Source organism: Veillonella fallax (assembly GCF_020687175.1).
Taxonomy (GTDB): domain Bacteria; phylum Bacillota; class Negativicutes; order Veillonellales; family Veillonellaceae; genus Veillonella; species Veillonella fallax.
The window spans coordinates 1-21,312 of the sequence record NZ_JAJEQD010000007.1 but is presented as its reverse complement, the minus strand read 5'-3'; the positions used below and the strand labels follow the sequence as shown (position 1 = coordinate 21,312).

The 21,312-nt window shown below is 40.9% G+C and carries 37 protein-coding genes; all 37 read right to left on the bottom strand.

Going from position 1 to position 21,312, the window contains the following annotated elements; genetic code table 11:
* Nucleotides 1-106: 106 nt before the first annotated feature.
* Nucleotides 107-979: a 2-oxoacid:ferredoxin oxidoreductase subunit beta gene (locus LKD20_RS04550; protein WP_227721020.1), complete on the bottom strand. Its 873-nt coding sequence runs from the start codon at nt 977-979 to the stop codon at nt 107-109.
* A 1-nt stretch (nt 980) separates the two neighbouring features.
* Nucleotides 981-2,732: a 2-oxoacid:acceptor oxidoreductase subunit alpha gene (locus tag LKD20_RS04545; protein WP_227721019.1), complete on the bottom strand. Its 1,752-nt coding sequence runs from the start codon at nt 2,730-2,732 to the stop codon at nt 981-983.
* 270 nt (nt 2,733-3,002) lie between these two features.
* Nucleotides 3,003-3,788, bottom strand: a complete 786-nt coding sequence (gene truA, locus LKD20_RS04540; RefSeq protein ID WP_227721018.1) for a tRNA pseudouridine(38-40) synthase TruA — start codon at nt 3,786-3,788, stop codon at nt 3,003-3,005.
* Entirely contained in the window at nt 3,785-4,588 is an 804-nt protein-coding gene (locus LKD20_RS04535; RefSeq protein WP_227721017.1) for an energy-coupling factor transporter transmembrane component T family protein, read from the bottom strand. The genes truA and LKD20_RS04535 overlap by 4 nt, the downstream gene beginning before the upstream one ends.
* Nucleotides 4,578-5,438, bottom strand: a complete 861-nt coding sequence (locus tag LKD20_RS04530) for an energy-coupling factor transporter ATPase (RefSeq protein ID WP_227721016.1) — start codon at nt 5,436-5,438, stop codon at nt 4,578-4,580. Before LKD20_RS04530 ends, LKD20_RS04535 begins: the two co-directional genes overlap by 11 nt.
* A complete protein-coding gene (locus LKD20_RS04525) occupies nt 5,438-6,385 on the bottom strand; it encodes an energy-coupling factor transporter ATPase (protein ID WP_227721015.1) in 948 nt (315 codons plus the stop codon). The genes LKD20_RS04530 and LKD20_RS04525 overlap by 1 nt, the downstream gene beginning before the upstream one ends.
* 283 nt (nt 6,386-6,668) lie before the next feature.
* The gene (gene rplQ / locus LKD20_RS04520; RefSeq protein ID WP_004695155.1) at nt 6,669-7,004 is read right to left on the bottom strand and encodes a 50S ribosomal protein L17; all 336 of its coding nucleotides are present in this window, start codon (nt 7,002-7,004) and stop codon (nt 6,669-6,671) included.
* Between the two features lie 12 nt (nt 7,005-7,016).
* Complete coding sequence (locus LKD20_RS04515) at nt 7,017-8,021, bottom strand: DNA-directed RNA polymerase subunit alpha (RefSeq protein WP_039968990.1); 1,005 nt, start codon at nt 8,019-8,021, stop codon at nt 7,017-7,019.
* 71 nt (nt 8,022-8,092) lie between these two features.
* On the bottom strand, nt 8,093-8,482 hold the full coding sequence (gene rpsK / locus LKD20_RS04510) for a 30S ribosomal protein S11 (protein WP_004695151.1): 390 nt from the start codon (nt 8,480-8,482) through the stop codon (nt 8,093-8,095).
* A 19-nt stretch (nt 8,483-8,501) separates the two neighbouring features.
* Nucleotides 8,502-8,870, bottom strand: a complete 369-nt coding sequence (gene rpsM / locus LKD20_RS04505) for a 30S ribosomal protein S13 (protein WP_004695149.1) — start codon at nt 8,868-8,870, stop codon at nt 8,502-8,504.
* A gap of 23 nt (nt 8,871-8,893) precedes the next feature.
* Nucleotides 8,894-9,007 carry a 50S ribosomal protein L36 gene (gene rpmJ / locus LKD20_RS04500; RefSeq protein ID WP_004695148.1) on the bottom strand — a complete coding sequence of 38 codons (114 nt, stop codon included), beginning with the start codon at nt 9,005-9,007 and terminating at the stop codon, nt 8,894-8,896.
* 26 nt (nt 9,008-9,033) lie between these two features.
* On the bottom strand, nt 9,034-9,252 hold the full coding sequence (infA, locus tag LKD20_RS04495; RefSeq protein ID WP_004695147.1) for a translation initiation factor IF-1: 219 nt from the start codon (nt 9,250-9,252) through the stop codon (nt 9,034-9,036).
* Between the two features lie 23 nt (nt 9,253-9,275).
* Entirely contained in the window at nt 9,276-10,046 is a 771-nt protein-coding gene (map, locus tag LKD20_RS04490) for a type I methionyl aminopeptidase (protein WP_005385514.1), read from the bottom strand.
* Between the two features lie 3 nt (nt 10,047-10,049).
* Nucleotides 10,050-10,613: an adenylate kinase gene (locus LKD20_RS04485; RefSeq protein WP_005385513.1), complete on the bottom strand. Its 564-nt coding sequence runs from the start codon at nt 10,611-10,613 to the stop codon at nt 10,050-10,052.
* A 12-nt stretch (nt 10,614-10,625) separates the two neighbouring features.
* Nucleotides 10,626-11,888, bottom strand: a complete 1,263-nt coding sequence (secY, locus tag LKD20_RS04480) for a preprotein translocase subunit SecY (protein WP_039968988.1) — start codon at nt 11,886-11,888, stop codon at nt 10,626-10,628.
* A gap of 1 nt (nt 11,889) precedes the next feature.
* Complete coding sequence (gene rplO, locus LKD20_RS04475) at nt 11,890-12,333, bottom strand: 50S ribosomal protein L15 (protein WP_005385511.1); 444 nt, start codon at nt 12,331-12,333, stop codon at nt 11,890-11,892.
* A 22-nt stretch (nt 12,334-12,355) separates the two neighbouring features.
* Nucleotides 12,356-12,535, bottom strand: coding sequence for a 50S ribosomal protein L30 (rpmD, locus tag LKD20_RS04470; protein WP_004695138.1), 180 nt, complete (start codon nt 12,533-12,535; stop codon nt 12,356-12,358).
* Between the two features lie 14 nt (nt 12,536-12,549).
* Nucleotides 12,550-13,053 (bottom strand): 30S ribosomal protein S5, encoded by a 504-nt coding sequence (gene rpsE, locus LKD20_RS04465; protein ID WP_213467209.1) that lies wholly within the window; start codon nt 13,051-13,053, stop codon nt 12,550-12,552.
* Between the two features lie 18 nt (nt 13,054-13,071).
* The gene (gene rplR, locus LKD20_RS04460; RefSeq protein ID WP_050781715.1) at nt 13,072-13,452 is read right to left on the bottom strand and encodes a 50S ribosomal protein L18; all 381 of its coding nucleotides are present in this window, start codon (nt 13,450-13,452) and stop codon (nt 13,072-13,074) included.
* 17 nt (nt 13,453-13,469) lie between these two features.
* On the bottom strand, nt 13,470-14,015 hold the full coding sequence (rplF, locus tag LKD20_RS04455; RefSeq protein WP_039968986.1) for a 50S ribosomal protein L6: 546 nt from the start codon (nt 14,013-14,015) through the stop codon (nt 13,470-13,472).
* 24 nt (nt 14,016-14,039) lie between these two features.
* Nucleotides 14,040-14,426, bottom strand: coding sequence for a 30S ribosomal protein S8 (rpsH, locus tag LKD20_RS04450; RefSeq protein ID WP_004695128.1), 387 nt, complete (start codon nt 14,424-14,426; stop codon nt 14,040-14,042).
* A 27-nt stretch (nt 14,427-14,453) separates the two neighbouring features.
* Nucleotides 14,454-14,723: a 30S ribosomal protein S14 gene (gene rpsN, locus LKD20_RS04445; RefSeq protein ID WP_005377140.1), complete on the bottom strand. Its 270-nt coding sequence runs from the start codon at nt 14,721-14,723 to the stop codon at nt 14,454-14,456.
* A 16-nt stretch (nt 14,724-14,739) separates the two neighbouring features.
* Complete coding sequence (rplE, locus tag LKD20_RS04440) at nt 14,740-15,279, bottom strand: 50S ribosomal protein L5 (protein WP_024065152.1); 540 nt, start codon at nt 15,277-15,279, stop codon at nt 14,740-14,742.
* A gap of 23 nt (nt 15,280-15,302) precedes the next feature.
* On the bottom strand, nt 15,303-15,623 hold the full coding sequence (rplX, locus tag LKD20_RS04435) for a 50S ribosomal protein L24 (RefSeq protein ID WP_004695118.1): 321 nt from the start codon (nt 15,621-15,623) through the stop codon (nt 15,303-15,305).
* An 18-nt stretch (nt 15,624-15,641) separates the two neighbouring features.
* Nucleotides 15,642-16,010, bottom strand: coding sequence for a 50S ribosomal protein L14 (rplN, locus tag LKD20_RS04430; protein WP_005376994.1), 369 nt, complete (start codon nt 16,008-16,010; stop codon nt 15,642-15,644).
* A gap of 24 nt (nt 16,011-16,034) precedes the next feature.
* Nucleotides 16,035-16,295: a 30S ribosomal protein S17 gene (gene rpsQ / locus LKD20_RS04425; RefSeq protein WP_005385504.1), complete on the bottom strand. Its 261-nt coding sequence runs from the start codon at nt 16,293-16,295 to the stop codon at nt 16,035-16,037.
* 39 nt (nt 16,296-16,334) lie between these two features.
* A complete protein-coding gene (rpmC, locus tag LKD20_RS04420) occupies nt 16,335-16,538 on the bottom strand; it encodes a 50S ribosomal protein L29 (RefSeq protein WP_004695115.1) in 204 nt (67 codons plus the stop codon).
* Nucleotides 16,528-16,965 (bottom strand): 50S ribosomal protein L16, encoded by a 438-nt coding sequence (rplP, locus tag LKD20_RS04415; RefSeq protein WP_119206358.1) that lies wholly within the window; start codon nt 16,963-16,965, stop codon nt 16,528-16,530. The genes rpmC and rplP overlap by 11 nt, the downstream gene beginning before the upstream one ends.
* On the bottom strand, nt 16,965-17,630 hold the full coding sequence (gene rpsC / locus LKD20_RS04410) for a 30S ribosomal protein S3 (RefSeq protein WP_105084923.1): 666 nt from the start codon (nt 17,628-17,630) through the stop codon (nt 16,965-16,967). The genes rplP and rpsC overlap by 1 nt, the downstream gene beginning before the upstream one ends.
* 16 nt (nt 17,631-17,646) lie before the next feature.
* Nucleotides 17,647-17,982: a 50S ribosomal protein L22 gene (gene rplV, locus LKD20_RS04405; protein WP_004695112.1), complete on the bottom strand. Its 336-nt coding sequence runs from the start codon at nt 17,980-17,982 to the stop codon at nt 17,647-17,649.
* A gap of 13 nt (nt 17,983-17,995) precedes the next feature.
* On the bottom strand, nt 17,996-18,277 hold the full coding sequence (gene rpsS / locus LKD20_RS04400) for a 30S ribosomal protein S19 (RefSeq protein WP_060923779.1): 282 nt from the start codon (nt 18,275-18,277) through the stop codon (nt 17,996-17,998).
* Nucleotides 18,278-18,300: 23 nt separating this feature from the next.
* A complete protein-coding gene (gene rplB / locus LKD20_RS04395) occupies nt 18,301-19,131 on the bottom strand; it encodes a 50S ribosomal protein L2 (RefSeq protein ID WP_005385496.1) in 831 nt (276 codons plus the stop codon).
* A gap of 26 nt (nt 19,132-19,157) precedes the next feature.
* A complete protein-coding gene (gene rplW / locus LKD20_RS04390; protein WP_004695108.1) occupies nt 19,158-19,442 on the bottom strand; it encodes a 50S ribosomal protein L23 in 285 nt (94 codons plus the stop codon).
* The gene (gene rplD, locus LKD20_RS04385) at nt 19,442-20,065 is read right to left on the bottom strand and encodes a 50S ribosomal protein L4 (protein WP_005377066.1); all 624 of its coding nucleotides are present in this window, start codon (nt 20,063-20,065) and stop codon (nt 19,442-19,444) included. The genes rplW and rplD overlap by 1 nt, the downstream gene beginning before the upstream one ends.
* Nucleotides 20,066-20,091: 26 nt before the next feature.
* Nucleotides 20,092-20,733: a 50S ribosomal protein L3 gene (gene rplC, locus LKD20_RS04380; protein WP_004695102.1), complete on the bottom strand. Its 642-nt coding sequence runs from the start codon at nt 20,731-20,733 to the stop codon at nt 20,092-20,094.
* A gap of 12 nt (nt 20,734-20,745) precedes the next feature.
* Nucleotides 20,746-21,057: a 30S ribosomal protein S10 gene (rpsJ, locus tag LKD20_RS04375; protein WP_004695100.1), complete on the bottom strand. Its 312-nt coding sequence runs from the start codon at nt 21,055-21,057 to the stop codon at nt 20,746-20,748.
* Nucleotides 21,058-21,237: 180 nt separating this feature from the next.
* The coding region (locus tag LKD20_RS04370) for an EF-Tu C-terminal domain-related protein (protein WP_205112264.1) at nt 21,238-21,312 on the bottom strand (75 nt) is incomplete at its 5' end.

The following is a 21,312-nucleotide window of genomic DNA, read 5'->3' as shown; positions in this document are numbered from 1 at the left end:
CTCTAAAGTAATCATACTATTCATAATATCATAATGTAAAAACCCCTCTTTACCAGACATTCAGTAAAGAGGGGTTCAGATTATACATAATTCAATTTAAATAAGATTATTTAAATTGATTGCAAAGGCTATCGAATAGCGCTTGATCCGGTTTTACAACATCTTCAGTTAATGGACGAGGATGTGGACCACCATTTGCTGCAGCCATAGCTTTTTCAAAGGAAGGTTTACTTGTATTTTGGTAGATAACACCTGTTACCAAACCATCTGTTTCACCCAATGTTTTAAGTGCTAATGCACGATCTGTTGGGTCATAACCTTCTGGCAATTCTACCAAATGTTCTTTGAACCAGTCATAGCTGTTGTGTTTATTGTATGTAACACATGGGCTGAATACGTTGATGAAGGAGAAGCCTTCATGATCCATTGCCTTTTGAATCAACTCTACAAGTTGTGCACGATTAATCATATAACCTTGAGCTACGAATGTAGCACCTGCAGCAATTGCAGTTTCACAAACGGACAATGGAGATTCGAATGCCCCACGAGGAGTTGTTTTTGTAACAAAACCGATATCGGAACGAGGGGATGCTTGACCTTTAGTCAAACCATATACATGGTTATCCATTACAACGTATGTCATATTTACATTACGTTTAAAAGCATGGATTGTGTGACCCATACCGATAGCAAACGCATCGCCATCACCGGAGCAAGCGATAACTTCTAAGTCTTGGTTAGCAAGTTTAACGCCTTGTGCGTAAGGAAGCGCACGACCATGAGTTGTATGAGCGCCATATGCGTAGAAATAACCACCGATACGGCTAGAGCAACCGATACCGGAAATTACTGCCAATTTTTCTGGTGGAATATTTTTCGCTACTACAGCGTCAGTAATCGCTGCTTGAACCCCATAATGGCCACAGCCTGGACACCAGTTAGGACGAATATCGTTTCTGTAATCTTTAGCTGTTGTCATATTATAGGACCTCCTTAATCGCATTTTTCACATAACTTTTTGTGAATGGATTACCATCGTATTTCAAGCAGCTGGAAATTTTAGATTTCTTATGCATGTTGATTTTAAATAAGTTAGTCAATTGACCTGTTGCATTGTGCTCAACGATAACCACTTTTTTCGCAGCATCCATGAATGGTTGTAATTGTTTTGCTGGGAATGGTTTAATCAAGCGCAATTGTAAGTGGTTAACTTTAACGCCTTCTTGATCGAATTCAGCAACTGCTTCTTCGATAGCGCCACGGCTAGAAGCCATACCTACAACGAGTACATCTGCTTCGTCGTATTTAGCATTATTCAAGAATGGTTCATAGTTATCAGCTACAGTTTCCAATTTGCGGAAACGTTTATCAGTTTGCGCTACGTGCATTGTAGGCGCTTCTGCTGGTTTACCTTCTTCATTATGTTCAAGACCTGTGGAAAGGAACAGACCATTTTTCATGCCAGGAATTGTACGTGGAGAAATACCATCTTCAGTTAATTCAAAGCGTTTGAAGTATTTAGGTTGTTCCAATTCAGGAAGGTCAGCTTCTTTCATCATTTTACCGCGGTTAATAGGCACACGGTTCAAGTCGAAGGAAGGAACGGATTGTTTATTCAAACCTTGTTGTAAGTCAGGCATGAAGATAACTGGACATTGGTACATTTCTGCCAAGTTGAAAGCTTTTTGAATTTCATAGAAGCATTCTTCGATAGATGTTGGAGAAATTACGATACCAGCGTAATCGCCATGTGCATTGTAGCAAGCCGCATCAATATCGGATTGTTCAACCTTTGTAGCCATACCTGTGGATGGGCCAGAGCGTTGAACGTCGATAACAACCATTGGCAATTCAGCCATGGAAGCCATGGATAAGGATTCTGCCATCAAGGAAAGACCAGGGCCAGAAGTACATGTAAAGCCACGAACACCTGCGTATACGCCGCCCATAGCTGTCATGCATGCTGCGATTTCGTCCTCTGTTTGAACGATTGTAGCACCCAATTTATCCATATTTTTAATCATATATTCCATTACTTCAGATGCTGGAGTAATAGGATAAGATGCCATGAAACGGGAACCCGCTGCAATAGCACCTAACGCACATGCTTCATTACCCAATAAGAACATTTGATCTTTCTTACCAGGAGCTGGCAATGTATCGATTTCAACATCGCCTAATTTTTCCATTACAAGGCCATAACCATCGTCAAAAGCAGCCAAGTTTTTATCCACGATTTCTTGGGATTTTTTCGCAAATTTAGCAGCAATCGCATCTTTGAACATCTTAGTATCGAAACCAAGAAGTGCTACAGACATACCAAGTGCTACGATGTTACGCATCAACATAGAACCTTGTTTCATTGCCGTTTCAGAAATTGGCAAGGACAAGCAATTAACCTTTGTACCTTCAAATTTAGAGAAGTCAGGATTTACTTTACTGTCACAAATGATGTAACCGCCATCGCGAACTTCGGAACCATGCATATCAACTGTTTCTTGATCAAGAGAAAGCAAGAAGTCTACGCCTTCACCAATGGACATAACTTGTTCTAATGCAACGCGCAATGCGAATGTAGTATGACCACCTTTGATACGAGATGCAAATAAACGTTGGCTATACAAGGAATAACCTTCTTTAGCGAGGATTGTCGCCATGATTTCGCCACAACTCTCAATACCTTCACCTTGTTGGCCGCCCATTTTCCAGATAAAATCTTTACGTTTTTGCAAGAGATTCACCCTCCTTAGGATAAAAATTACACTGCTGACAAGAGTCTACCTTACTATGTTAATGTTTTATAGTACGAACCTGTCTATATCGTCATTGTATCATGTATATTTTGGGTTTACAATGTATCATTTCACATAATAATAGGTATAAATTAAGGCATTATAACTAAAAATTATAAGAGAAAAGGATACTACATGCTAAGTAGTATCCTTTTAGTATTAATGGTTATCGTTTTAAATAAATTATAGGAGAATGTAGTCTATACAAAATTATATAGAATATTTATTCTGTAATACCTCTTGCTGCCGTTCTTCGGTAAAGAAGATTTCCTCTAGGCACAAACCTTGAGCTGGTGCTGTTTTACCTATAACACGACGATCTTTAGCCGCTAAATAGCCCTTAATATCCTCCACCTTGCGTCTTCCCAGCCCTACATCGACAAGCAAGCCTGCAATGTTACGAACCATGTGGTATAGAAACCCATTGCCCACTACTGAAATAGTAACGTGAGGGCCTTCGGCCTCTACATGGATGCCCATAATAGTCTTTACAGGATCAGCAGGCGTTGAATTCGTTCCCTTCAAGGTTGTAAAGTCATGCGTACCCAACAGTTCATTACCGGCCGCTTGCATGAGCTCGATATTAAGAGGTTTCTTAACGTGCCAATGGTATCGTTTTGTCAACGGGTTAGCAATGAGTTGATTATGGATAGTATATACATACTCTTTACCATATATATTCCATCGTGGCTTCCAATCGAGGGGTATTTCCACCGCCTCAAGAACAACTATATCCTTTGGGATATGAGCAATCATAGCGCGAGGAATATTTTCTGCCGGTATAGATCCAGATGTTTGGAATGTACATACTTGAAACTTCGCATGTACCCCTGCATCAGTCCTAGAAGCACCGTAGATTTGAATCGGTTCATTGCAAATTTTTGACAATCCATATTCTAAACAGCCTTGCACCGTTAAGCCCTTATCGTCGGGTTGCTTTTGATAGCCTGCTAAATCAGTGCCATCATAAGCGACTATGATACGTATATTTCTCATAGATCAAGCCACCATAAAACGATGAGTGCGATGGTAACCAAAATGACAGCTCCTACGCCGATATAATCTACATAGGTAACTTGTAGCTCTTTCATGCGCGTACGGTTAACGCCCCCTCTATAACAGCGAGCCTCCATGGCAATAGCTAGTTCATCAGCGCGTCTGAAAGCACTAATAAATAATGGCACTAAGAGTGGCACCATATTTTTAGCACGTTGAATGATGGAGCCTGTTACAAAGTCTGCACCACGAGCAGATTGAGCTTTCATAATACGATCTGTCTCATCTAGTAGTGTAGGAATAAAGCGCAACGCAATGGTCATCATCATTGCTAATTCATGAGCCGGCACACCAATACAACGGAATGGATTGAGCAAATGTTCAATACCATCGGTCAAACGAATTGGTGATGTCGTATAAGTCAATAAAGACGAGAACAAGATTAAAAAGATTAATCGCGCCGCCATTTGTAGACCCATAGCCACGCCTTGATCTGTAATATTGATGATCCACCATTGGAAGATTGTATTACCTGGTGTTGTAAAGATATGAATACCCATGGTAAATACGATGATAATCCAAAGTGGTTTAATAGCTGACCACATCAAGCGTAATGGCAATCGTGATAGCAGCATAGCAAAGATTGTAAATGCCCCCACTAATCCATACGCAAGAGGAGAATTTGCTAGGAAGATAGCTACCACAAAGATAGTTGTAGCAATAATCTTGGCACGAGGATCCATGCGATGCAAGAAGGAGTTTCCTGGGAAGTATTGCCCAATAGTAATGTTATTTAACATGGCTACCTCCTTCTAGAATGGCTTGTACTGCATCATCTACAGATAATACACGATTAGATACATCTAATCCTTGTTCACGCAAATATTCCATGGTTACAGATACTGGTGGTACGTCTACACCAACAGCTTGCAATGCATCGCGGTGATGATTAAAGATTTCCATCGGTTCTCCATCGAGAACGATACGACCTTTATCGAGTACCACGAGGCGAGATGCCATGCGAGAAATATCCTCCATGTTATGTGATACAAGGATTACAGTAATGCCCTTTTCTTTATGAAGTCGAATGATCTCTTCAAATATTTCTTCACGACCAAATGGGTCAAGGCCTGCAGATGGCTCATCAAGGACTAGGAAATCTGGATTCATAGCCACTACACCAGCGATGGCAACACGGCGCATTTGTCCACCAGATAGGTGAAATGGAGAGCGCTCCGCGTAGGTGTCGTAATCAAGACCTACAAATTTCATTGCCTCCCGTACCCGTTCATCTACTTCATCAGCACTGAGGCCTAAGTTTTTAGGGCCAAAGGCAATATCTTCAGCAATAGTTTCTTCAAATAACTGATGTTCTGGGTATTGAAAAACCATGCCTACCTTATGGCGCATCTTTTTAGCTTCCTCTGTAGAAGCACTAATATCTACACCATTAACGGTAACCGTTCCTGTTGTAGGGTGTAATAAGCCATTTAAATGTTGTACAAAGGTAGATTTACCAGAGCCGGTATGACCAATAATGCCTAAAAACTCACCGTTTTCAACAGTAAGAGATACACCGTGAAGGGCGGTCTTTTCAAATGGAGTACCTACACCATAGGTATAAGTAATATTATCTAATACAATCGCCATTAGTGTGTGCCCTCCCCTCTTACGGCATTTACATCTTCATTGGTAGGAGAACTAATAGTTTTGGCCTCTACATTATGATCATCTAGTAGTTGGTCAGCTAATTTACAATGTTTAAGACCTACTGCTAATTCTTCATTATTGATGATACTTTTACCGACCTCATAACCTTTTTCATTTAATTTAAAAGCAATTTCAGATGCCACTGGAACATCAAGGCCAAGGCCTTTTAAGGTATCTACATGACTGAAGATTTCACGAGGAGTGCCATCATGTAATTTCACACCATTTTTCATAACTACCACACGATCAGCTGTGACAGCTTCCTCCATAAAGTGTGTAATGTACACGATAGTGATACCTTCTTCTTTATTTAGTTTATGAACTGTTTCAAGTACTTCACGACGACCTTTAGGATCGAGCATGGCTGTTGGCTCATCAAGGACGATACAATCTGGTTTCATAGCAAGTACGCCGGCAATAGCAATGCGTTGCTTTTGACCACCAGACAACAAATGAGGACCATGTTCTCTATATTCAGTCATATTTACAGCCTCTAACGCTGCATCGACACGTTTTCTAATTTCTGCACTAGGAATACCTAAGTTTTCTGGGCCAAAGGCAACATCCTCTTCTACGACAGCCGCCACAATTTGGTTATCAGGATTTTGGAATACCATACCTACATGTTGGCGTATATCCCAAATATGCGCTTCATCACGCGTATCATAGCCACATACATTGATATAACCTTCACTAGGTTGTAATAACACATTGAAATGCTTAGCTAGTGTACTTTTACCACTACCATTCGTACCGATGATACAAACAAACTCGCCGCGCTTAATAGATAAGTTTACATCATTTAATGCATGTACATCATTGCCATTTTCATCGGTATAGATATGACTCATATGATTGACCTGAATCATAATGTCTTTTTCATTCATGGATAACCTCATATCTTTCTAGTCAATTTCGCTTCTATAAAAGTAGAACCATTTACAAATCAATCATTCCCATATTGAGCCTACTAGCATCAATATAATATGTCCTGTTCATACACTTAGAATGAAATAGTATCTAAGGTATACTGTAAAAGGTTAACAATAGACATTTAATATTTACGATAACTGCTAATATATTACGATATTATACTCATCGATTGTACCATAAAATTGACAATAAAAAAACGGTGCTGCAACATAAGTTACAACACCGTATAGAGTTTGATTAAACTAACTCGATAATAGCCAAAGGTGCAGCGTCACCTTTGCGAAGACCAGTTTTGATTACACGAGTATAACCACCTTGACGGTCTGCATATTTTGGAGCAATTGTATCAAACAATTTTTTTACTACGCTTTCATCCATGAGGTATGCAAGAACTTGGCGACGTGCATGAAGATCACCACGTTTAGCCAAAGTTACCATTTGATCAGCTAAAGAGCGAAGTTCTTTCGCTTTAGCTTCTGTAGTTTCAATACGCTCATATTGGAAGAAAGATGTTAACATGCTACGGAACAACGCTTTACGAGCGGAGCTGTCGCGGCCTAATTTTCTGTACATTCGTCTTCCTCCTTATTCGCCTTTTTGTTTAAGTTGAAAACCACCTGGATGATTATTGAGTTTTTCCTCAATTTCATCGATGGATTTTTTGCCTAAATTGCGAACTTTTCCTAAGTCATCAATGGTTTTGTCTAGCAAATCTGCAATTGTATTAATGCCAGCACGTTTCAAGCAGTTATACGCACGAACAGAGAGTTCCAACTCATCGATGGAAATCTTTGCTGGGCCTTCATCTACAGCTGGTTCTTCATTATCGGAACCTACTGGATCAACAACGATACCGCCTTCACCTGTGTTTACATCTACAACATCTGCAGAGTGCGCTAATTTAGTGAAGTTCCCTAAATAACCAATCATAATGGCAGCAGATTTTGCCACTGCATCAGCAGCAGTAATGGAACCATCAGTCCAAACTTCTAATGTAAGTTTGTCAAAGTCCATTTCATTGCCTACACGAACATCACTCACTTCGTATTTGGCACGAAGAATTGGAGAGAAGATGGAATCGATTGGAATACAACCGATTACATCTGTGTCTTTTTTATTCTTCGTAGAAGGAACGTAACCTTTGCCACGTTCAATCACTACGTCCATTACGAGATGAGCTGTCTCATCCATAGTCGCAATCACAAGTTCAGGATTCAATACTTCCACTTCTGGTGGGAATTGCTCAGCTAAGTCAGCTGCTGTCAATACACCATCCTTTTGGAAGTCAAAGTGAACTTCCAATGGTAGTTGCACATCTTCTTCAACTTTGATGCACAATTGCTTTAAGTTAAGGATGATATCCGTAACGTCTTCGCGAATACCAGGAATAGTAGAGAATTCATGAAGAACTCCATCAATTTTGATAGAGGTGATAGCTGCCCCATCCAAGGATGAAAGCAAAATTCTGCGTAAGCTATTACCGAGAGTGATACCATAACCACGGTCTAATGGTTCACATACGAACTTACCATAGCGACCGCCTTCGGCGATGTCCACCTTCTCGATTTTAAGTTTCTTTTCTTCGCTCATCAGGAACATCCTCCTATACAACACACGTTCATAGTTTAATTATAGCACCGTATCAAATCGGCCGCTATTAATTATACACGACGGCGTTTTGGAGGGCGACAACCATTGTGAGGAATTGGAGTTACGTCTTTAATGGAAGTAACTTCAAGACCTGCAGCTTGTAAAGCACGGATTGCAGCTTCACGGCCGGATCCAGGACCTTTTACGAATACTTCAACAGTGCGAAGACCATGTTCCATTGCAGCTTTAGCAGCTTGTTCAGCAGCCATTTGAGCAGCGAATGGAGTGGATTTACGGGAACCACGGAAGCCCAAGCCACCAGCGGAAGCCCAAGACAACGCATTACCGTTTGTATCTGTCAAAGTTACGATAGTGTTATTGAATGTAGAACGAATATGAGCCGCACCGGATTCAATATGTTTCTTTTCTTTTCTTTTAGTTCTAACAACTTTTTTAGCCACGCTTTATCCCTCCTTTATCTTATTTCTTTTTACCAGCAATTGCTTTTCTAGGACCTTTGCGAGTACGTGCATTCGTTTTAGTACGTTGACCACGAAGTGGTAAACCCATACGATGACGTTTGCCTCGATAGGAGTTGATTTCAATTAAGCGTTTAATGTTAAGAGCTTCTTCACGACGAAGGTCACCTTCAACTTTGTAATCAGCATCTAACAATTCACGGATTTTCGCTACTTCATCTTCAGAAAGATCACGAACACGTGTGTCAGGATTGATGCCAGTTTTAGCAATGATTTCAGATGCTAAAGTTGGACCAATACCATAAATATAAGTTAAACCAATTTCCACTCGTTTATCACGAGGTAAATCTACACCGGCGATACGTGCCATCTAATCATCCACCTCCTATCAGATTATCCTTGTTTTTGTTTATGTTTTGGATTTTCGCAAATAACCATTACACGGCCTTTGCGTTTAATGATTTTACATTTTTCGCATATCTTTTTAACTGATGGTTGAACCTTCATTAGTACCTCCTTTGTGGACCCTATGCTTATTTGAAGCGATAGGTGATGCGACCACGATTTAAGTCATACGGTGTCAGTTCCATAGTAACTTTATCACCAGGAAGAATACGGATAAAATTCATACGCATTTTACCTGACACATGAGCCAATACGATATGACCATTTTCCAATTCAACTTGGAACATGGCATTCGGTAAAGCCTCAACTACCGTACCTTCCACCTCAATAACGTCTTCTTTTGACATATCTTTTCCTCCGGTTACCTGTTTTATTTAATTAACCGCGGTTCATCACGCATGGTTAATATTTCAGGGCCGTTTTCTGTAACAACCACTGTATGTTCGAAATGAGCAGCAGGTTTACCATCTACGGTAACTGCTGTCCAGTCATCCCCTAATACATGAACACGATAACTACCCATTGTAATCATCGGTTCAATACACAATACCATACCTGGTTTCATTAAAGGTCCTTGATCAGGACTACCATAGTTTGGTATTTGCGGATCTTCATGCATTTCGCGGCCTAAACCATGACCTACGAAGTCGCGAACGACACCGTAACCATGTTTCTCACAATACGTTTGAACAGCGTGACCGATAGCACCGATACGGTTGCCAACTTTCACTTGTTCAATTCCCTTGAACAGACTTTCTTCTGTAACTTTTAACAATTTCATCACATCTGGTTTGACGTGACCGATAGGAATCGTCACAGCCGAATCGCCGTGATATCCATCAATAGATGATACAAGATCAATACTGAGGACATCACCGTTTTTAAGCTTACGCTTAGCGCTCGGAATACCATGAACAACTTCATCATTGATAGAAGCACAGATTGTAGCAGGGAATCCATAGTACCCTTTACAACTTGGTATACCACCGTGGCTGCGAATATATTCTTCGGCAATTGTATCTAACTCAAGCGTCGTGATGCCAGGTTTAGCCTTTTCTACTAACAAGGACAACGTGTCTGCTGTAAGCTTACTTGCCTTGCGGATACATTCAATTTCATGGGGCGATTTTAAAATAATCATGGATTATTTCTCCAAAGCCTTAATGATGTCAGCAAATACTGCGTCTACATCTTGTAAACCGTTAATTTCTTCATATAAGCCGCTGTTGCGGTAGTAATCAATTAAAGGTTTAGTAGATTCTTCGTACACAGCTAGACGTTTCTGTACTGTTTCAGGGTTATCATCAGCACGATTTTCTAGAACAGCTCGTTCGCTAATACGTTTAACTAATTCCTCGGAAGGAACATTTAAGTTAAGTACAGCGTCCAAAGAAATTCCTAATTCTTTAAGGATTGCATCCAAGGACACAGCTTGCGCTGTTGTTCTTGGGAATCCATCAAGAATAAATCCAGATTTGCAGTCATCTTTCACCAAGCGATCACGTACGATACCAACAGTTACACTGTCAGGTACCAATTGACCAGCATCGATGTATTTCTTAGCCTCAACTCCAAGAGGTGTTTCGTTCTTAATCGCAGCGCGGAACATATCACCTGTTGAAATTTGGGGAATACCGTATTTTTCAATAAGTCGAGCTGCCTGAGTGCCTTTACCAGCACCAGGAGGTCCCATTAATAGAATATACATATTGTTTCCCTCCTATTTCACAAAGCCTTTATAGTGGCGTGTTACCATGAGCGACTCAATTTGTTGCATTGTATCAAGTGCTACACCTACAACGATAAGGAGAGCCGTACCACCAAAGTATACGCCTTGGACGCCGGTAATACTACCGAGGAAATTCGGTATAATAGCAACGACAGCTAAGAATACAGCGCCAGCCAAAGTGATCTTGGTCATCACGTTATCCACATAATCAGCAGTTGGTTTACCCGCACGAATACCTGGGATAAAACCACCGTATTTTTTCATATTATCTGCCATATCTGTAATGTTGATAGAGATTGCAGTATAGAAATACGTAAAGATAAAAATCAATAATGCATACAATGCCGTTTGTAACGGCGTCCCCCATGTAAATAAATCTGCAATTTTATGAACATATTCATTGTCAATAAATTGCGCAATTGTCACAGGGAACATCAACACAGATGACGCAAAGATAATTGGGATTACACCTGCCTGATTGACTTTCAACGGCAAGAATGTAGAGTGACCACCGTACATTTTACGACCTACTACGCGTTTAGCATATTGAATCGGAATACGACGTTGGCCTTGTGTAACTGCAACTACGACAGCAATCATCGCAAGAGCAATTACAGCAAATAAGAATGCTTGGAACATATTGATTGTTCCGTTTTGGATATATTGATAAATAGTTTCTAAACCATCTGGTAATCGAGCTACGATACCAGCAAAGATGATCAAAGAAATACCATTACCTATACCATATGCTGTGATTTGTTCACCAATCCACATCAACAAGCATGTACCTGCTGTTAGGATGATGGCCACAACGAATACACTAAGGAAATCATTATTTACCAAAGCGTTGTTTGCTCTAAGAGCAAATGCCATGCCTGCGGCTTGTACAAAGCCGAGGACTACGGTGCCATAACGAGTTACCTTCGCTATTTTCTTACGCCCGTCTTCACCATCTTTACTCCATGCTTCAAACTGAGGAACTACAGACTGAAGCAGTTGCATGATGATGGAAGCATTGATGTAAGGTGTAATACTCATTGCAAAGATAGAGAACTTACTAAGCGCACCACCAGCAAACAAGTCTAATAGACCGAATAGGTTACCGGATGTAAACAAGGATTCGATAACAGACGCATCAACGCCTGGAACAGGAATGTGGATACCAGCTCTAAAGATGGCAAACATCATTAATGTGTAAAGAATCTTATTACGTAATTCGGTAATCTTAAAGATGTTCGAGAGGCTATCTAGCACCCTAGATCACCTCTACTTTTCCGCCTGCTGCTGTAATTTTTTCTTCAGCAGATTTAGTGAAGCCATTAGCGATAACTGTTAAGTTTTTAGTTTCCAATGTACCGTTACCTAAAATACGAATGCCATCGCGTACATTTTTCAAAATGCCAGCTTCAATAAGAGCTACTGGATCAACTGTTGCACCGTCTTCAAAACGGTTCAATTGTTCTACGTTAACTTCAGCATATTGTTTAGCAAAAACGTTGTTGAAACCACGTTTTGGTAAACGACGATAAAGAGGCATTTGGCCGCCTTCAAAACCGGAGCGAACGCCACCGCCAGAACGGGAGTTTTGACCTTTTTGACCACGACCAGATGTTTTACCCAAGCCAGAACCTAAACCACGGCCTACACGAGTACGAGTTTTTTTGGAACCAGCAGCTGGTTGTAATTCATGAAGTTTCATTCAGTGCACCTCCTTATCAGTATTAAACTTCTTCAACTTTTACTAAATGTCTAACTTTGTGAAGCATACCTTCGATTTGAGGTGTTACTTCTTTTACAACTTGAGAATTAGTTTTTTTCAAGCCCAAAGCTTTAACTGTCGCGCGTTGATCTTCAGGACGACCGATTAAGCTTCTTGTTAATGTTACTTTAACTTGTGCCATTTCTTGTCTCCTTATTACGCGTTATAAATTTCTTCAACGGTTTTACCACGAAGTTCTGCAACTTCGCTTGCGCGTTTCAAATCTTTCAAACCTTCGATAGTAGCGCGAACCATATTGTTAGGGTTAGAAGAGCCCAAAGATTTAGTCAAGATGTTACGAACACCTACTAATTCCAATACGGCACGAACAGGGCCACCAGCGATAACGCCAGTACCTTCAGCAGCTGGTTTCAAGAATACGCGGCCTGCGCCGAATACGCCTGTTACGCTGTGAGGGATTGTACCATTTTTAACTGCTACGTTTACAATATTTTTCTTAGCATCATCAATACCTTTGCGAATTGCTTCTGGTACTTCCGCTGCTTTACCTAAGCCAACGCCTACATAACCGTTGCCATCACCAACAACTACAAGAGCGCTGAAGGAAAAACGACGACCGCCTTTAACTACTTTGGCTACGCGGTTGATGAATACTACTCTTTCTTTAAGATCAAGACTGGTGTAGTCAATTCTCGCCATGTCTATAGTTCCTCCTTCTTAGAATTTTAAGCCTGCTTCACGAGCACCTTCTGCAAGGGCTGCTACGCGGCCGTGGTAAATGTAACCACCACGGTCAAACACTACTGTGTCAATACCTTTAGCGATAGCTTTTTTAGCAACTGCTTCACCAACAGCTTTAGCAGCAGCTACGTTACCACCATAGGATAAGTTCAAATCTTTATCTAAAGAGCTAGCAGCAACCAAAGTTGTACCTGCTACGTCATCGATAACTTGAGCATAGATGTTGCCTAAAGAACGGAATACGTTCAAACGTGGGCAAGTTGCCGTACCAGAGATGTGACGGCGAATACGAAGATGACGTTTTGCTCGAGCGATGTTTCTACTAGATTTACGAGGCAAGATATTCACTCCTTTCATTCATATAGATGATATTACTATTTACCTTTTGCACCAGCTTTACCAGCTTTACGACGAACAACTTCGCCTTCATAGCGGATACCTTTACCTTTATAAGGTTCTGGTTTTCTCCATTTACGGATATCAGCTGCTACTGCGCCTACAACTTCTTTGTCTGCACCAGAAACAACGATTTTGTTAGGAGCTGGAACTTCAATTGTAATACCAGCTGGAGCTTCCATTTCTACTGGATGAGAGAAGCCAAGTGTAAGAGCTAATTTATTGCCTTGTTTAGCCGCTCTGTAACCAACACCGTTGATTTCAAGAGTTTTTGTGAATCCTTCAGATACGCCTGTTACCATATTAGCAACAAGAGCGCGAGTCAAACCGTGAAGGGAACGATGAGCTTTATTGTCGGAAGGACGAGCTACTGTAATTGTGTTACCTTCAACAGTGATATTCATATCTGGATGCAAATCGCGAGATAATTCACCTTTAGGACCTTTTACGTTCATATGATGGTTATCATATGTAACAGTAACGCCTGCAGGGATCTCGATAGGCATTCTACCGATACGTGACATTATTTCTACCTCCTATTGCTACTATTACCAAACGTATGCGATTACTTCGCCACCAAGACCTTCTTTACGAGCTTGTTTGTCGCTCATAACGCCTTTGGATGTAGAAATAACTGCGATACCCAAACCACCAAGTACACGAGGAAGTTCTTCCTTTTTCGCGTAAACACGTAAACCAGGTTTGGAAATACGTTTAATTCCTGTAATAACTTTTTCGTTATTGGAACCATATTTCAAAGTTACTTTTAAAGTGTTTTCTTCTTTTTCTACGTTCTTTACGAAACCTTCTTGTAAAAGGATGTCAAGAACAGCTGCTTTCATTCTAGATGCAGGAATGTTTACCGTTTCATGAAGTGCAGCATTTGCATTACGGATGCGCGTAAGCATATCCGCGATAGGATCGGTCATTACCATAATCTAAAAACCTCCTCTCGTCTAATATTACCAGCTGGCTTTTTTAACACCAGGAATTTGTCCTTTGTACGCCAATTCACGGAACGCAATACGGCTGATACCGAATTTGCGCATATAGCCGTGAGGACGACCAGTTAAGTTGCAACGGTTGTGTAAGCGTGTTGGGGATGCATTTGCTGGTAATTTGGACAAGCCTTCATAATCACCTGCTGCTTTTAACGCTGCACGTTTAGCTGCATATTTTTCAACGATTTTAGCGCGTTTCTTTTCGCGTTCAATCATAGATTTTTTAGCCATCTATATGTTCCTCCTATTATTTTTCAAAAGGCATACCGAATTGAGTCAACAATTCACGAGCTTCTTCATCTGTTTTAGCAGTTGTTACTACGATGATATCCATACCAGTAACACGTTCTACTTGATCATATTCGATCTCAGGGAAGATGAGCTGTTCTTTAAGACCCAAAGCGTAGTTACCACGGCCATCAAATGCTGTTGCGCTGATACCGCGGAAGTCACGTACACGAGGTAATGCCGCATTGATCAATTTGTCGAGGAATTCATACATGCGTTCGCCACGAAGAGTAACTTTTGTACCCAACGCCATACCTTCACGAACTTTGAAGTTCGCAATGGATTTTTTAGCTTTTGTGATTACAGGTTTTTGACCAGCGATGATAGTCAAATCATTAACTGCTGCTTCCAATGCTTTTGCATTGCCTACTGCATCACCAACGCCGATGTTGATAACGATTTTTTCCAATTTAGGGATTTCCATAACGTTGCCGTATTGGAATTTTTCTTGCAAACTCTTTTTAATTTCAGAGTTGTATTGTTCAAATAAACGAGACATTTATTTAGCTCCTCCTTTCCTGATTATTTAAGTACTGTACCAGATTTAACTGTAGCGCGAACGAATTTACCGTCTTTGCCTTCAACTTTTTTGATACGAGTAGCTGTTTTAGTTTCTGGGTCAACAACCATTACGTTAGAAACATGGATACCAGCTTCTTTAGTAACGATGCCGCCTTGTGGGTTAGCTTGAGAAGGTTTTGTGTGACGTTTTACAGTGTTAACGCCTTCAACAAATACGCGTTCTTTTTTAGGTTCAGTTGCAATTACTGTACCTTGCTTACCTTTATCTTTACCGGAGATAACAACAACTGTATCGCCTTTTTTGATTTGTAGTTTAGCCATATGCTGCGTTCCTCCTTCTTATAATACTTCTGGAGCCAAGGAAACAATTTTCATGAAGTCTTTTTCACGAAGTTCTCTTGCTACAGGTCCGAAGATACGAGTACCACGAGGGGTTTTATCTTCTTTAATAACTACTGCTGCGTTTTCATCGAAACGAATATAGGAACCGTCTTGACGGCGGATACCTTTTTTAGAACGAACAATAACAGCTTTAACTACGTCGCCTTTCTTGACAACGCCACCGGGTGATGCATCTTTTACAGAAGCAACGATTACGTCACCGATATTGCCGAATTTGCGATAAGAACCGCCCATGACTTGGATACACATAATACGTTTTGCACCAGTGTTGTCGGCAACATTCAAAATTGTTTGTTGCTGGATCATCGTCTATTCCTCCTTACATCACTCTTATTTTTGTCTTTCAAGAATTTCAACAACTCTCCAACATTTATCTTTAGAAAGTGGACGAGTTTCTACAATTTTAACTGTATCGCCAATTTGACACTCATTGTTTTCATCATGAGCTTTGAAGCGTTTAGTGCTAACCATTGGCTTGTTATATAATGCGTGAGGTACTTTACGTTCAACAGCAACAACAACAGTTTTATTCATTTTGTCGCTAACAACTTTACCTACGCGGACTTTACGTACGTTTCTTTCTTCTGCCACGATTTTAAGCCTCCTTTTCAACCTTTAACAAATCTGTTATTATGCGTTTTCAGATTTAAGTTCAACTTCACGTTGTACAGTTTTAATACGAGCGATTGTCTTCTTAACTTCACGAATGCGCATAGGATTTTCTAATTGACCTGTTGCAAGCTGAAAACGGAGGTTAAATAACTCTTCCTTAAGACCGGAAACTTTTTGTTCCATTTCGGCAGCGCTCATATTGCGAATGTCATTAACCTTCATTTACGTCACCACCCAATTCTTTACCCTTAACAACAAATTTGCATTTGATTGGAAGTTTATGGCTTGCAAGACGCATAGCTTCACGAGCTATAGCTTCTGGCACACCGTCCATTTCAAACATTACACGACCTGGTTTAACTACTGCTACCCAGTATTCAGGAGAACCTTTACCGGAACCCATACGAGTACCAGCTGGTTTAGCTGTGATTGGTTTGTCAGGGAAAATTTTAATCCATACTTTACCACCACGTTTGATATAACGAGTCATAGCAATACGGGCAGCTTCGATTTGACGGTTAGTGATCCAAGATGGTTCGCATGCTACCAAGCCGAACTCACCATGAGACACTGTATTACCGCGCATAGCACGACCTTTCATACGGCCGCGGAATTGCTTACGATGTTTTACGCGCTTTGGAATAAGCATTACTTGCCACCTTCTTCCTTCTTAGCAGGTTGTTTTGCTTCTGGCAAAACTTCACCTTTGTAAATCCATACTTTAATGCCGATACAACCATATGTTGTATGAGCTTCAGCAGTACCGTAGTCGATGTCTGCACGAAGTGTATGCAAAGGAATAGAACCTTCACGGTAGGATTCGCTACGAGCGATTTCAGCGCCGCCAAGACGACCGCTTACCATGATTTTAATACCTTTTGCACCTAAGCGCATTGTGCGACCTACAGCTTGTTTCATTGCACGACGGAAACCAATACGGCGTTCCAATTGGCTAGCAATGTTTTCTGCAACCAAGATTGCATCCATGTCTGCTTGTTTAATTTCTGCGATGTTAACGTCCACTTGTTTGTCAGTGAAACGAGTCATTGCTTTTTTGATATCTTCGATACCAGCACCACCACGACCGATAACCATACCTGGTTTTGCAGTGTGGATAGTCAATTTAATACGTTTATTTGTACGCTCGATTTCAATGCGGGAAATACCAGCAATGAAAAGGGTTTCTTTCAAGAAGTTACGAATTTTAACGTCTTCATGAAGATTAGCAGCGAAATCTTTATCTGCATACCATTTTGCGTCCCAATCTTTTACGATACCGACACGCAAACCGTGTGGATTAACTTTTTGACCCACTCTGTTTCCCTCCTTCTTAAGCTCTTTCTTTAACTACTACTGTTACATGGCTAGTGCGTTTCAAAATTTTGAAAGCTTGACCACGGGAACGAGGATGAATGCGTTTTAATGTAGGGCCTTGATCAACGAAGATCTCGGATACGTAAAGATTGTCAACATTCATATCGAAATTATGTTCAGCGTTTGCGATTGCAGAACGCATAACTTTTTCTACTACATCAGCGCCAACTTTCGGAGTGAACTTCAAGATGGCAAATGCTTCGCCGATGTTTTTACCGCGCACTAAATCTGCAACGATACGGATTTTACGAGGCGCGATTCGGATATGTCTAGCGATTGCTTTTGCTTCCATGTATTATTTCCTCCTATTTTTTGCCTGTAGATTTTTCGTCCTTACCATGACCTTTAAAAGTACGTGTAGGAGCGAACTCACCTAATTTATGACCTACCATATCTTCTGTAATGAATACAGGTACATGTTTGCGACCATCATGCACAGCAATTGTGTGGCCTACAAAACTTGGGATAATAGTAGAGGCACGGGACCAGGTTTTTACAACTTTCTTTTCGTTAGTTTCGTTTAAAGCTTCAACTTTCTTAAGCAAATGATCTGCTACGAAAGGGCCTTTTTTAATAGATCTGGACACTATTTTATCTCCTTTCCTTTATCCTATTTTGTACGACGTTTAATGATTAAGCTATTAGAAGCTTTTTTCTTGTCGCGAGTTTTAACACCATGTGCTGGTTTGCCCCAAGGTGTAACAGGATGTTTACGACCAACAGGAGATTTACCTTCACCACCACCATGTGGATGGTCACAAGGGTTCATTACAACACCACGGTTGCCAGGGCGAACGCCCATCCAACGATGACGACCAGCTTTACCAATTACAAGGTTGCTGTGGTCAGCGTTACCAACAACACCTACTGTTGCACGGCACTCTTGACGAACACGACGCATTTCACCAGATGGTAAACGAAGAATAGCATAGCCATTATCTTTACCCATCAATTGAGCAGATGTACCAGCGGAACGAACGATTTGGCCACCTTTACCGATTTTCAATTCTATATTGTGGATTTGTGTACCGTCTGGAATATTAGCCAATGGTAAGCAGTTACCAGGTTTAATATCGGACTCAGGACCGGAGAATACAACGTCACCAACTTTTAGACCGTTAGGAGCTAAAATGTAGCGTTTTTCACCATCAGCGTAGTTAAGCAAAGCGATACGAGAAGAACGGTTAGGATCATACTCGATTGTTGCTACTTTAGCTGGAATATTATCTTTAGTACGTTTGAAGTCAATAATACGATATTGACGTTTATGACCGCCACCTTGGTGACGAACTGTCATTTTACCAGTATTGTTACGACCACCTTTTTGGGAAATCTTAGCGAGCAAAGATTTTTCTGGTTTGCTTGCTGTGATTTCGTCGAAGGCGGATACTGTCATAAACCGGCGACCAGCGGAGTACGGTTTAAATGATTTAATTGCCATTAGTGGGCCTCCTTACAACTAGACTCTTAGACACCTTCAAAGAATTCAATGGATTCGCCAGCTTTCAAAGTAACGATAGCTTTTTTGTAATCGCTACGTTTACCTTGTGTACGACCCATGCGTTTAGTTTTGCCTAAAACGCGAATAGTAGCTACTTTTTCTACTTTTACATTGAAGATTTTTTCAACTGCTTGACGGATTTGCACTTTATTTGCAGTCAAAGGCACACGGAAAGTGTATTTGCCTTCTTCCATAAGCATAGTGGATTTTTCGGTAATAACCGGGCGGATTAGTACATCATGTAATTGCATTATCCAAGTACCTCCTCGATTTTTGCGACAGCACCCTTAGTAATGAAGAGCTTATCGTAATGAAGAAGATCGAAAATGTTCATACCTTCGCAAGCCAATGCTTTAACACCTTGGATGTTGCGAGCGGAACGTTCAACATTTACATCACCTTCAGTGATGAACAATACTTTTGCATCACCAACGTTGAAGCTATTGATAATGTTCAACACTTCTTTAGTTTTAGGAGCTGCTAATGTGATTTCTTCCAAAACGTATAATTCGCTATTATTCACTTTATCGCTAAGAGCAGATTTAACTGCTAAACGTCTAGCCTTACGAGGCATAGCTTTGTAATAGCTGCGAGGTTGTGGACCAAATGTAGTACCGCCACCAATCCAGATTGGGGAACGGCTGGAACCGGAACGTGCACGACCAGTACCTTTTTGTTTCCAAGGTTTGCGGCCACCGCCACGAACCATACCTCTAGTTTTTGTTGCATGTGTGCCGAGACGTTCGTTAGACAATTGACGAACTACGGCTTGATGCATTACGGCTTCGTTAACTTCAACGCCGAATACTGCATCGTTTAACTGTATTTCACCGACTTTAACGCCGGATTGATTATATGTTGCTACTGTAGGCATTACATAATCCTCCTTTCGACAAATGATTATTTAACAGGTTTAACCGTGTTGCGAACCATAACCAAGCTGCCTTTCGCGCCTGGGATACCACCTTTAACCAATAAAAGGTTACGTTCAGCATCAACTTTCACAACGGATAAGCGTTGTACGGTAACTCTGTAACCACCCATTTGTCCAGGGAGTTTTTTACCTTTGTATACCTTACCGCCGCCACCGGAGATCATAGGACCGATGGAACCAGGTTCACGGTGAGATTTGGAACCATGAGTTTCAGGACCACGGGAGAAGTTATGGCGTTTAATTGTGCCAGCAAAACCCTTACCTTTACCTGTACCCACTACGTCCACTAATTCACCTTCTGCGAAGATATCAGCTGCCAGAGTTTGGCCTACTGTGTAGTCAGCTGCATTTGCTACGCGAACTTCGCGAAGATATTTCACTGGAGCTACGCCAGCTTTGTCGAACTGACCTTTTACAGGTTTTGTTAAATGTTTTTCTTTAATGGAACCGTAACCAATTTGTACTGCTTCGTAGCCGTCTGTTTCAACAGTCTTAACGCGCACTACAACGCTTGGGGTAGTTTCCACTACTGTTACAGGAACTAATTGGCCTTCAGCTGTGAAGACTTGTGTCATTCCTAATTTTTTACCCAAAATAGCTTTAGACATTATCGCACCTCCTTATAGTTTTATTTCAATAGATACACCAGCTGGTAAATCTAAACGAGTGATAGCATCTACTGTTTTCGAATTTGGTTCAAGAATATCGATTAAGCGTTTATGTGTACGCATTTCGAATTGTTCACGAGAATCTTTGTTTACGTGTACAGAGCGAAGAATTGTGAAGATATTCTTTTCTGTTGGCAATGGAATCGGACCAGATACCATAGCGCCATTTCTTTTTGCAGTGTCTACGATCTTAGCAGCGCTTTGATCGAGAGCTTTGTGGTCGTATGCCTTAAGGCGAATACGGATTTTTTGCTGTTTAGCCATTATTAATAATTCCTCCTGTCGTCCATTTCATGAATGGGCTGCTCCATAGAAATTCTCCTCCGCAGAGGCAACCTTCTACTTCATAGTTTAAAAACACAACACTAGAGCGGCATTACTGCCGCTCTGAATGCTGCATGTATTGTGCTCAACGCATCACTACGATGAGCATAAAAGGTTAAATTAACCTTCGATTTCAGTTACAACGCCAGCGCCTACTGTATGGCCACCTTCGCGGATCGCGAAACGAAGACCTTC

Bases quoted from the DNA above. Each gene is read 5' to 3' on its own strand.
- rpmD (WP_004695138.1), bottom strand. From the start codon at position 12,535: ATGGCACAAGTTAAAGTAACATTAACAAGAAGCTTAATCGGTCGTCCT.
- rplO (WP_005385511.1), bottom strand. From the start codon at position 12,333: ATGAAACTTCATGAATTACAACCAGCTGCTGGTTCCAAAAAAACTCGT.
- rpsE (WP_213467209.1), bottom strand. From the start codon at position 13,053: ATGGCGAGAATTGACTACACCAGTCTTGATCTTAAAGAAAGAGTAGTA.
- LKD20_RS04515 (WP_039968990.1), bottom strand. From the start codon at position 8,021: ATGAGCGAAGAAAAGAAACTTAAAATCGAGAAGGTGGACATCGCCGAA.
- rplW (WP_004695108.1), bottom strand. From the start codon at position 19,442: ATGCAATTACATGATGTACTAATCCGCCCGGTTATTACCGAAAAATCC.
- LKD20_RS04525 (WP_227721015.1), bottom strand. From the start codon at position 6,385: ATGAATGAAAAAGACATTATGATTCAGGTCAATCATATGAGTCATATC.
- rplN (WP_005376994.1), bottom strand. From the start codon at position 16,010: ATGATCCAGCAACAAACAATTTTGAATGTTGCCGACAACACTGGTGCA.
- LKD20_RS04530 (WP_227721016.1), bottom strand. From the start codon at position 5,438: ATGGCGATTGTATTAGATAATATTACTTATACCTATGGTGTAGGTACT.
- rplF (WP_039968986.1), bottom strand. From the start codon at position 14,015: ATGTCACGTATCGGTAGAATGCCTATCGAGATCCCTGCAGGCGTTACT.
- rpsH (WP_004695128.1), bottom strand. From the start codon at position 14,426: ATGGTAATGACCGATCCTATCGCGGATATGCTTACGCGCATCCGTAAT.
- rpmJ (WP_004695148.1), bottom strand. From the start codon at position 9,007: ATGAAGGTTCAACCATCAGTTAAAAAGATATGCGAAAAATGTAAAATC.
- rplC (WP_004695102.1), bottom strand. From the start codon at position 20,733: ATGTCTAAAGCTATTTTGGGTAAAAAATTAGGAATGACACAAGTCTTC.
- rplQ (WP_004695155.1), bottom strand. From the start codon at position 7,004: ATGTACAGAAAATTAGGCCGCGACAGCTCCGCTCGTAAAGCGTTGTTC.
- rpsM (WP_004695149.1), bottom strand. From the start codon at position 8,870: ATGGCACGTATCGCCGGTGTAGATTTACCTCGTGATAAACGAGTGGAA.
- rplB (WP_005385496.1), bottom strand. From the start codon at position 19,131: ATGGCAATTAAATCATTTAAACCGTACTCCGCTGGTCGCCGGTTTATG.
- infA (WP_004695147.1), bottom strand. From the start codon at position 9,252: ATGTCAAAAGAAGACGTTATTGAGGTGGAAGGTACGGTAGTTGAGGCT.
- LKD20_RS04535 (WP_227721017.1), bottom strand. From the start codon at position 4,588: ATGTTAAATAACATTACTATTGGGCAATACTTCCCAGGAAACTCCTTC.
- LKD20_RS04485 (WP_005385513.1), bottom strand. From the start codon at position 10,613: ATGTATATTCTATTAATGGGACCTCCTGGTGCTGGTAAAGGCACTCAG.
- LKD20_RS04550 (WP_227721020.1), bottom strand. From the start codon at position 979: ATGACAACAGCTAAAGATTACAGAAACGATATTCGTCCTAACTGGTGT.
- rpsN (WP_005377140.1), bottom strand. From the start codon at position 14,723: ATGGCTAAAAAATCTATGATTGAACGCGAAAAGAAACGCGCTAAAATC.
- rplP (WP_119206358.1), bottom strand. From the start codon at position 16,965: ATGCTTATTCCAAAGCGCGTAAAACATCGTAAGCAATTCCGCGGCCGT.
- rpsJ (WP_004695100.1), bottom strand. From the start codon at position 21,057: ATGGCTAAACAGCAAAAAATCCGTATTCGCCTTAAGGCATACGACCAC.
- rplR (WP_050781715.1), bottom strand. From the start codon at position 13,452: ATGAAAGGAGTGAATATCTTGCCTCGTAAATCTAGTAGAAACATCGCT.
- rplV (WP_004695112.1), bottom strand. From the start codon at position 17,982: ATGGAAGCAAAAGCAATCGCTAGACATATCCGAATCGCGCCTCGTAAA.
- rplE (WP_024065152.1), bottom strand. From the start codon at position 15,279: ATGTCTCGTTTATTTGAACAATACAACTCTGAAATTAAAAAGAGTTTG.
- rplD (WP_005377066.1), bottom strand. From the start codon at position 20,065: ATGCCTACAGTAGCAACATATAATCAATCCGGCGTTAAAGTCGGTGAA.
- rplX (WP_004695118.1), bottom strand. From the start codon at position 15,623: ATGGCTAAACTACAAATCAAAAAAGGCGATACAGTTGTTGTTATCTCC.
- map (WP_005385514.1), bottom strand. From the start codon at position 10,046: ATGATTATTTTAAAATCGCCCCATGAAATTGAATGTATCCGCAAGGCA.
- rpmC (WP_004695115.1), bottom strand. From the start codon at position 16,538: ATGAAGGTTAATGACATTCGCAATATGAGCGCTGCCGAAATGGAACAA.
- truA (WP_227721018.1), bottom strand. From the start codon at position 3,788: ATGAGAAATATACGTATCATAGTCGCTTATGATGGCACTGATTTAGCA.